7 protein-coding genes are annotated in these 9496 nt (G+C 70.5%); 2 read left to right on the top strand and 5 right to left on the bottom strand.

Annotated features, from left to right (window positions below; genetic code table 11):
• Positions 1 to 5: 5 nt before the first annotated feature.
• Together NA3_RS19810 and NA3_RS19815 are read right to left on the bottom strand one after the other, a co-directional pair.
• Entirely contained in the window at positions 6 to 473 is a 468-nt protein-coding gene (locus NA3_RS19810) for a YybH family protein (RefSeq protein ID WP_062965116.1), read from the bottom strand.
• 10 nt (positions 474 to 483) lie between these two features.
• Positions 484 to 1068 (bottom strand): NADPH-dependent FMN reductase, encoded by a 585-nt coding sequence (locus tag NA3_RS19815; protein ID WP_062965117.1) that lies wholly within the window; start codon positions 1066 to 1068, stop codon positions 484 to 486.
• Between the two features lie 157 nt (positions 1069 to 1225).
• On the opposite strand from NA3_RS19815, the gene NA3_RS19820 reads away from it, so the two are divergent.
• Together NA3_RS19820 and NA3_RS19825 are read left to right on the top strand one after the other, a co-directional pair.
• Entirely contained in the window at positions 1226 to 1714 is a 489-nt protein-coding gene (locus tag NA3_RS19820; protein WP_084491694.1) for a M15 family metallopeptidase, read from the top strand.
• A gap of 156 nt (positions 1715 to 1870) precedes the next feature.
• Positions 1871 to 2176: a hypothetical protein gene (locus NA3_RS19825; protein WP_062965118.1), complete on the top strand. Its 306-nt coding sequence runs from the start codon at positions 1871 to 1873 to the stop codon at positions 2174 to 2176.
• A gap of 42 nt (positions 2177 to 2218) precedes the next feature.
• Here the strand turns inward: NA3_RS19825 and NA3_RS19830 are convergent, their stop codons facing one another.
• From NA3_RS19830 to NA3_RS19840, 3 genes are read right to left on the bottom strand one after another with little or no spacing between them, the layout of a single operon-like run.
• Positions 2219 to 6442 carry a TIGR02680 family protein gene (locus tag NA3_RS19830; RefSeq protein WP_062965119.1) on the bottom strand — a complete coding sequence of 1408 codons (4224 nt, stop codon included), beginning with the start codon at positions 6440 to 6442 and terminating at the stop codon, positions 2219 to 2221.
• A 2-nt stretch (positions 6443 to 6444) separates the two neighbouring features.
• Positions 6445 to 7887, bottom strand: a complete 1443-nt coding sequence (locus NA3_RS19835) for a TIGR02678 family protein (RefSeq protein ID WP_062965120.1) — start codon at positions 7885 to 7887, stop codon at positions 6445 to 6447.
• Positions 7887 to 9392 (bottom strand): TIGR02677 family protein, encoded by a 1506-nt coding sequence (locus NA3_RS19840; RefSeq protein WP_062965367.1) that lies wholly within the window; start codon positions 9390 to 9392, stop codon positions 7887 to 7889. Before NA3_RS19840 ends, NA3_RS19835 begins: the two co-directional genes overlap by 1 nt.
• Positions 9393 to 9496 lie beyond the last annotated feature (104 nt).

Genomic DNA, 9496 nt, shown 5'->3' on the forward strand with positions numbered 1-9496 from the left:
GGTGGTCAGGGTTCGAGGTCGACGACGCCTGTGCCGCCGGCGATGTCGAACGGCACCGACACCTGATCGTGCGTGATCAGCCAGGTGCCGTCGATCTTTCGCATTCCGTAGGTGACCCGGACCCACATACCGCTGTTGGCCACCCCGTTCTTCATCGTGCCGTGCAGTCGAGCGAAGGCGTGCCCGAACGCCACGTCCTCGCCCACGGTGAACGTCAGGTCGCGAATCTCGTAGTTCACGTCCTCGAAGAACAGGAACACCTTGGCCCAGTTGTCGAGTTTCGCCGCGATCCCGACATGCTGGAGTGGCGGCTCGACATCGAAGGACACGACGTCGGTCGCGTACGCCTGCCGCACCGCGTCGAGATCCTTGGCGCGCAGTCCCGCGATCAGCCGGTCGATCTGCCGCCTGATCTCGGCTTCGTCGGAGGCGGTGCGGTCGGCGCGGGACCGAAAGTCGTTGGATACGGTCATGTTCGGCTCCTCAGGAAGTGGCGAGAGTGGTTTCGGCGCCGGCTCGCAGCGGGGCGAGCGCGGTGCTCCACGCGATGACTTGGTCCAGTGTCTTGTCCAACGCGGCGGCATGATGGTCACGTGGGACGAACGTGGTGTGGTTCTCGAAATCGGTGAGCACCGAGATCGAGACCTGGTAGCCCACATCGGCCATGCCCAGCGAGCTGCAGACCGCCCGCAGCTGCACGACCGCGCGAGCGCCGCCGTTCGCGCCGTAGGAGACGAATCCGACCGACTTGTCGACCCACTCCGCGAACACATGATCGAGGGCGTTCTTCAGCACCCCTGGCATGCCACCGTTGTATTCGGGCGTCACCAGCACGAAGCCGTCGAACTGGGCGATCCGCTCGGCCCAGGCCCGGGTGTGCGCATGCACCGAGGGGCCGAACATCGGCGGCACCGGTTCGTCCAGATGTGGCAGCGGGTGGTCGCGCAGATCGATCAGTTCGAACTCGGCATCGCTACGACGCGCTGCCGAGTCCAGAACCCACTGCGCGATCTGCGCACCGTTGCGGTTGGGGCGGGTACTGCCGAGAATGATGCCGATTCTGGTCATTTCCGGAACTCCTGGATGGCTGAAAACTGGTACGTCCTCTACGACGACGCAGCCGCCGAAAATGTCAGGCGGTGCTGGTCCCGGCCCTCGCGGGCGCGACGGCGGGCCGGCGCCCGGTTGCGCGGTGTGCGGATCGGCGCTGGTTACGATCGGTTTCATGCTGCGAGGACTTGCTGGTACAGCCGTGGTGGTCGGTGTGGCGCTGGCCGGGGCCGCGGGACCGGGTCTGGCCGAACCCATCCCCACCGCATTCGCCGCCGGCACCGAGGGACTGGATCCGCTGCTGGCCGCCGCCTACACGATGGCCGAACGACAGGCCCACCAGCAGGGCGTGCCGCTCGGGATCGTGTCCGGACACCGCACCCGCGACGAACAGGAACAGCTGTGGGAGCAGGGCATCGCCACCTACGGCGGTCCCGACGCCGCGCGGCGGTGGGTACTGCCACCGGACGAATCCACGCACGTGACCGGTAAGGCCATCGACGTCGGTCCGCAACAGGGCGCACAGTGGTTGCAGGACAACGGGAATCGCTGGGGGCTGTGCCGGACATTCGACAACGAGTGGTGGCACTTCGAGTTGCAGACCTTCCCCGGCGGCGCCTGCCCGCCCCGCTGGCCCGACGCCAGTGTCCGTCCGCACCGATAGCGCGAAACTCGCGAATCGGATAGCTACCACCCGGTATTCAGCAAACTTTCGGAGACACGCCGATTGTCCTGTCCATAACCGGTGTGGCGCACTCGCGGATGGGGCACTGTAAATGTCTGGCGGTTTCCCGGCAGACGGGCCGGGACGCTCGAAGCGATGGAGGTTCGGGTGCGAGGGCGGGTTCCGGTGCGGCGGAGCGGTGCGACATGTGGCGATGCGGTGTACGGCGAGACCGGACCGGACATACCCACGGTCCAGCTGATCCCCGAGACCGGTCTGTCCTCGATACCGTGCGGATGGCTGTTGCCGGAACTGCCCACCGCCCTGCTCATCGCGGTCTTCGTCGGCACCGGCTGGGTCGGCTACGCGGCGTCCGACCGGCCGATTCCCGATCCGCCGCTGACGGTCGTGGTCGCACCCGGCGACCGGGATTCACTCTCGATCACCTTCGGCGACCGGTAAGCCGCGCCGGGCCGAATGTGCCCGGCGCGCAACGTGTTCCGTTCAGCTGGTCGGTTCCAGCGCCTCGTCGAAGGTGATGCCGCCCTCGACGGTGTGCGGGGTGCGGCGCCGGTTGGGCGAGCCCAGGGCGGTGGTCAGATCGGAACCGTCGTGTTCGGCCAGCAGCGCCGAGGAATCCCACACCAGCAGCGTCGCGCTGACGGTGTTCTCGGCCGCCGAATGCGCGAGATCGTAGTGTGCGCACGCGGGGACATGATCGTAGGTGATCCACAGGTCGTAACCGGTCATGAACAGGTCCAGATCGAAATCGACCGACAGGCCGAGCAATTCGCTGCGACCGTTGTCGTCGACGCCGGCGAACGCCTCGTCCAGCGCGAGCAGCCGCGGCGCTTGCGGATCGGCCGAATCCAGCATCACGTGCGCGGCCGCGAACAGCGGAAGATGCAGCGACACCGACTGCTCACCGCCCGAGAGCGCGCTGTGCCGCGCGACGGTGAGCCGATCCTCGGAGCCGTCGGCGGTCACCAGGGTGAACGAGAACACCCGCCAGGTGCGGTAATCCAGGGTTGTGGCCAGAATCTCCGGATAGGACCGCTCCGGGTGTGCCGCGCGCGCCGCCCGGATCTCGGCGGCGAAATGCGCACGCACGGTGGCCAATTCGTCGGGGCCCAGATCGGCGGCGGCCCGGTCGAGCAGTTTGCACACCGCGCGCGCCGACTCCGACAGATTGTCCGCCAGCACCCAGTGCACGCCGATGGTGTTGCCGGAGGACATGCGTCGCTGCTTCATCTCCGTGCCCATCCGGGCGATGAGATCGCGGGCGTCGCAGGTGCGTTCGTGGATCTGCTGCGCCAGTCCGGTCAGCAGCGCGTCCTCGAGAATGCGCCGCTCGGCATCGGTGAGCAGCAGTTCCTGATCGGCGCGGGCCGCGGCGATGCGGTCGGCGAAATCGGCCAGTGCCGCCATCCCGTTGTCGTCGTGCACCTGGACGACGGTCAGGCCGTCGGCGGCATCCCACTGCAGGCGGTAGTCCTGGCGTGCGGAGGCCAGGGCGGCGTCGAATTCCTGCAGCGCCGCGGTCACCGCGCTGCGGGTCGATTTGCGGGCGGACTCCCCGGCGCGTACGGAAGCGGTGGCGGCGCACAGGTTGTCGAACAGCTCGTGCACCTCGACGGGCAGGACGGCGATCTCACCCTCCGGCCCGCCGGATTCGATGCGATACAGCAGCTGATCGGCGGTCGACCAGGCCGCCGGTGAACCCGGCCACCGGCTCTCGGTGGGCGCACCCAGCAGCGAGAGCAGATCGGGCCGCGCGTAGGGCGCGAGTTGCCGGACGTCGGTGAGCAGTTCGGTCAGTGCCGTGCCGAGGGACTCGTGGGCGGCGCGATAGGCGCCCTCGGCCGACCCGACCGCTTCGATCGCCTCGGCGGCGGCCTTGCGGGCGGCGCGCTGTTCGGCGCGGGCGGCGTCGATGCGCTCGCGGGCCTGCTCGAGTTCGCGGTCGATATCCGCGGCGTCGGCACCCAACGCCTCGCGCAACGTCTCGAGTTTGCGCAACTGCTCCTCGTACCCGGCCCGCGCGGCCTCCGCCTCCTCGGCGAAAGCCTCGGCCAGATCCCGGGATTCGGCGAGCCGGTCGTTGGCCTCGCGGGCACGTTCGGCCTCGCGCTGCTGGTCGCCGCGCAGCCGCAGCAGCGCGGTGCCGGTGTTCTCGAAATGGCGGATCGCCGCCGCGAGCGCGTCCAGTTCCGCGGGGTCGCGAGGTGCGTTGCGGGCGGCGGCGACCGCCCGGACCTTCTTGTCGGCGGTGGTGAACGCCGCGACGGCCTGGTCCAGATCGTGGTCGGCCTGCGCCGCCGCCTCGGTGTGCGAGCGCAGCACACCCGCCGCCTCGGAGACCGAACGCAGCGCGGCGATCACCGCACTGCTGCGCGGCAATTCCTTCGCGGCGGCCGCCAGCCGGGCCAACCGCCCGGAGGCGTCGTCGGCGTCCGCGCGGGCGCTGTGCTCGGCCTGTTCGGCGGCGGCGATCTCGTCGGCCAGCTCGGCCAGACGGCGCTCGCGGCGCCGGGCGCGGGCGGTGGCGCCGATGAATTCGGCCTGCTGCTTGTGGTGGCGGCCGAGTTGCACGCCCTGCCGGAAACCGCCGTCGCCGCCGACTGCGACCAGGTCGCCGGATGTGTGGGAGTCGTTGTCGTGCAGCGCGATCGAGGCCAGGATGTCGGCCAGGTGTGCGCGCGAGACCGCCGCGATCGGCGAGTCGGCATCGTCGCCGACACCGTCCTCGACCACCAGCACCTGGGCGAGCGTGGGACCCCCCGGCCGGGCGGTGGACGGCAGCGGCGTGAGGAAGATGTCCGAAACATCCTGCGGCGCATGATCATTCGCACCGACCCAGGCGTCGAGCAAGCCCGCGGCCTGCAGAGCCGCCTCGATCCCGGCGGCGCGCTCGGCATCGATGTCGTCGGCGAAGCGCACCAGCTGCCACAGCGGTGCGCCGGGACGCGTCGCCCGGGCATCGGTGCGGCTCTGCGGTGCCGGTGGCGCGTCGTCCTGTTCGGCCGCGACCCGCTGCTGTTCGGCACGCAGCGCCGCGGCGCGGTCGCGGGCCTGATCGGCGCTCGCGCGGGCCTGACGGCGGCGGTCCCGCAGCGTTTCGGTGAGCGATTCGGTGTGCTCGGCCAGCACCTGCGGCAGCGGCGGCGCGTCGTCGCCGCCGGCCTCGGCGAGTGCGGCGTCGAGCGCCTCGAACAATCCGGCGGCCACCGGGGAGTGCAGGTCACCGTGGGTGTTCCACCAACTACGCAGGGAGGCAGCGGTATTCGCGCGCGCCAGCGCCACCGCGGCCTCCGCCTCTGCCAGTTCGGCGGCCGCGGTGTCGCGGTGGCGGGCCGCGCGTTCGAGGGCTCGTTCCGCGCGGGTGCGGTCGGCCGCGGCGGCATCGGCCACCGTCATCGCCTGGCGCACCGCGCGCACATCGGCATCGCGTTCCTCGGCGTGGCTGCGCACGGTCGTGACGAGTTGTTCGGTGCGGGCCTGTTCCGGCAGTGCTGCCCAGGCGATTCCGGCTTCCTCGGCCGCCGCGCGCAGTTCGTCCTCACCGCGGGCCAGGGCCGCGGCGGCGGTGGTGACCGCGGCGGCGGCGCGTTCGTATTCGTCGCCCCGCTGGTCGGCCGCCTGCTGGGCCTTGGTCGCCTTGTCGCGGTGGACCGCCGCCGAGGTCTCCAGCCGCCGCACCGCGTCGGCCAGATCGTCGAGCTGCTGCTTACCCTCGTACGCGCTGGAACGCTGCAGCGTCTCCCGATCGGTCAGGGCCTGTTCGTAGGCGCGATCGGCCTCCTCGGCACGATGCTCGGCGGCGGTGCGCTCGCTCTCGCGCCGCTGCCGCAGCGCCGCGGCCGCGAACAGCGCGGTGCTGCCGTGGGTCACCGCGTCCAACCGGGAGCGCACCTGATCCACATCCGATTTCGCCTGCACCGCAAGGTATTTGCGATAGACGTCGACGAAGGTGCGCGTGGCGGAGTCGGCGGCGACCAGCCCCTCGAGCGTGCGGCCGACCTCCTCCATATCGCTGAACGAGCGGGCGGCGTCGAGGATCAGCTGATCGTCGAGCGGGCGCAGGCCGTCGGTCAGGGCCTGCGACAGTCCGCGCGGATCGAGGTTCTTGGCCAGCTGCGGGCGGCGCAGCGTCAGAATCAGATTGATCAGCTGGTCGTAGCGCTGCACGCCGAGACCGAACATGCGCGCGTCGATCGCGGCGCGGTAGTCGACGGGACGGTCCACGATCGCGTCGGTGCCGATCTGCTCGGCCAGTTGTTTGCGGGTGAAGGGCCGGTCGTCGGGACCGATCAGCGAGAAGTCCACGCCCACCCGGCCGTCGGCGACGAAATACCACCGCGTCACCTTGTCCGAGGACCGGGTGGCGCGCATGCCGATGCCGACGGTGACAACCTCGGGATCGGACCAGCGCCCGCGCGCGAATTCCATCCAGACGTAGGAATAGGCCGAATCCTGCTTGCGATACAGCAGATTCGACTTCATCGTGCGCTCTTCACCGGCGAACGGATTCAGTCGCCGCGGTTCGATGCGGCCGTCGAAGACGAAGGGGAACAACACCTCCAGCGCCTTGGTCTTACCGGAGCCGTTCGGCCCGCGCAGCACCAGCCGCCCGTCGGCGAAGCAGAATTCCTGATCGCGGTAGTCCCACAGGTTGACGATCCCGGCGCGGGTGGGAATGAAGCGGACTCCACCGTGAATGAGGTCCATGGTTACTCCGTCCCCTTTCCTGAAGTGCTGGATCCCGCGGCGGCCGGTGTGGGAGCCGGTTCCCCGGTGGCGTGCGCGCCCAGCGATCGTGCCGAGGCGAACAGTTCGGTTCCGGCCCGCGTGCGCACGGTGACCACCGCGCCTCGATAGCGGGCGAGCGCGGGCAGCGCCAGGACACCGCCGTCGACCCTCTCCACGAGCGACAGCCGCGCCAGCAGACCCACCACCTCGGTGGTGAGCCCGCCCACGTCGGCCTGCCACTGGGCGGCGAAGGTCGAACCGTACCGCTCGGTGAGGGCGTGCACCGACGCGCGAATCCACTCGTCGTCGACGAACGGATGGGTGATCGGCTCGGGACTCTCCTCGTCGCCGGCCGGATCCTCCGTGTCGCCGGGTTCCTGCGGCGCCGTGACCAGCGGCGCGAAGAGGGTGGCCGCCGGAATGGCGGCATCGAGTCCGTCGGCGATGTCGGTGGCGGCCGGCGGACGCAGTCGGCGCGGCAGCGGATTGTCGATATCGAGGACCCGGTCGGCGATCTCGCCGATCAGCAACAGCGCCACCTGCGCGAGTGTTCCGGTGCTGGGGAAGCGCACATCGGAGAACCGGCCGGAGGTGTCGATCAAGGCCACACCTTCACCGCGGCGTTCGGCGCGCAGCCCGGTCAGCAACTCCACCTCCGCCACGATCTTCTCGCTGCCCAGCGCGGATTGTTCCGCCGCGCCGAGGGTTTCGGTGTAGACGACCGGCAGTTCGATCAGCGCCCGCCGCACCCGGCGCGCGGCCGCGGCTCGCGACGGCACGGAAGTCGTTGCGGCGGAATCGGTGTCGTCGGCGAGCAGGGTGCGCACACTGTGCAGGTGCTGCAGCGCACGCGGCGGCCGGAAGATCGCGAACACCACCGAGCGGTCGATGTCGTAGAGCGCCTCACCCGCTTCCGGGTCGGCCGCCCAGCCACCGGCGTCGCCGTCGGCGAGGGTCAGGGCGCCACGGGCGGCCAGCCAGGCCACCGCGTCCACGAACGCATCCCGGTCGGCGGCGCGTTCGGTCGACAGTTCCAGCCCCTCCACCCGCACCGCGTAGGCGGCGACCTGATCGGCCAGCTCCGACAGGGTGACCTGGTCACCGGCGCGACCGAGCGCGGCCAGGGCGAGCGACAGGTAGGCGTAGCGGCGGCGGTCGAAGACGCGATCGCCGGGGGTGCGGGCGGGACGGCCGGTGTCGAGCCGGTCCGGGATCGGGAACAGCCGCGCCGTGGTCTCGGTGACCTCGAGCCGGTAACCGAGCAGCTCCGCCATGTCCTCGCGCAGTTCGGTGGCCCAGCGCCGAATCAACGGCAGCGCAATGCGATCCGGGAAGGTCCGGGTCACCAGATGATTGGCCAGCAGCACCCGCGCGGCGCGCTGGTAGCTGTCCAATGCCAGCGGGTCGATGGTCTTCGCGTGCATCACGACCGCCCGGAGGCGGTACGGGCGCGGGAATTCTCGCGCACCTCGAGCCGCCGGTGATCCAGATACAGCAGTCCCTGGGCGGTGCGCACCACCGTGGAGCCGGGATGCTCGCGGACCGTCAGCGTGACACCGCTGTCGGATCCGCTGGTGCTCACTCGGCCACTCACCGGCACCCACGCCGTGGAGGCGGCGTCGAGCAGCCGCAGCAACACCTCGGTTTCGCGTTCGTCCAGCACCCGGTCGTGCACATCGGCGGCGGCCAGCGACATCGCGGCCGCGGCGCGGGCCCGCTGCGTCTCCAACTGCGCCTGGCGCAGCCGCCGCACCCCGGCATCGTTGCGCACGAGCCGCGCCGGCGCGCCCGGGGTCGGCTGGCGGCCGGTTTCGGCCAGAGTGCGCGCGATCTCCAATGGCGCTGCCTCCCACCAGGATCGGTGGGCGGGGATGATGTCGGCGTCGGGATGTTCCATCGACAGATGCCGGGGTTTGCCCAGGCCGAATACGACGTCGAACAGGGCGTGCGCGCTGTCGGTGGTGGGTGCGGCGGCGAACCAGCCGGCCAGATGCCGCAGCGCCGACTCCCGGCTCACCCCGCCCTTGCGTGTTTCGGTCACGCGGCGCAGCAGCGACAGCACCGCCGCGATCGCGCTCATGGTCGCCTCCCGCAACCGTTCGGCCTCGGTCGCCGGCGCGGATTCGGCGGGGTCGGGCGCGCTGCGGTCGCGGACCGCGACGAACCATCCGCGCAGCCCCTGCCAGCGGGCCCGCCAATCGGCTTCGCGCGCGCCGATATCCAGCAACACCCGCTCGTCACACGACGCGGCGCGGGTGATCAGCGATTCGGCGCCGGTGTCGTCGACCTCGGCGATCGCGGCCGCCAGCCGGGGCGCGTAGCGGGCCAGATCCATGCTGAACTCGCGCATATGGGCCAGCAGCGCATCCTTGTGTGCGAGAAAGGCTTCCGGCGTGGCCTCGGTGGTGCGGACCAGATCGCCGAGGGTCAGATAGAAATGCGCGGCGTGGTCGGCCAATTCGGACAGCGCGGTGTCGAGCCGTTTCAGGATGCGGTACACCCGCTCGGCGTCGCCGTCGCGATTGGCGCGGGCCAGCGCCTGCAGGTCGGCCAGCAGTTCCGGGAGCACCAGCCGCGACAGTGAGGCCTCGTCCAGGCGCGCGCCCAGTACCTCGTTCACCGCCCGATACGCCTGGTATCCGGCCTGCGAGAACTGATACACGTAGTGCCGGTTGCGATATTCGGCGAGGGTGGCCGCGCGGGTGCCGTCGTAACTGCGTTCCAGCACGCCCCAGGTGTGCAACTGCTCGAGCAGCGGACCGATCTCGGTGGCGGTGGGATGCGGCGCGTCCGGCATCCGGGCCAGGGTGTCGGCCAGGTCGGAGGCGTGCAGGAGCACCACATAGGCGGCGCGCGCGTGATCGAACGCGCGCAGCACCCACAGATAGTCGTTGCGTTTGTCGGCGGTGGCGAAGGAGAACAACCGCAGCCGGTCCGCGCCCTCGATCACGGTCTCGTCCCGGGTGGGCGAGACGCCGTCGAACAGTGCGGGTTCGGCGGGCAGCAATCGGTCAGCGGACTCGGTCACCGGCA

Origin of the sequence: Nocardia africana NBRC 100379 (assembly GCF_001612635.1) — a bacterium.
Taxonomy (GTDB): Bacteria; Actinomycetota; Actinomycetes; order Mycobacteriales; family Mycobacteriaceae; genus Nocardia; species Nocardia africana.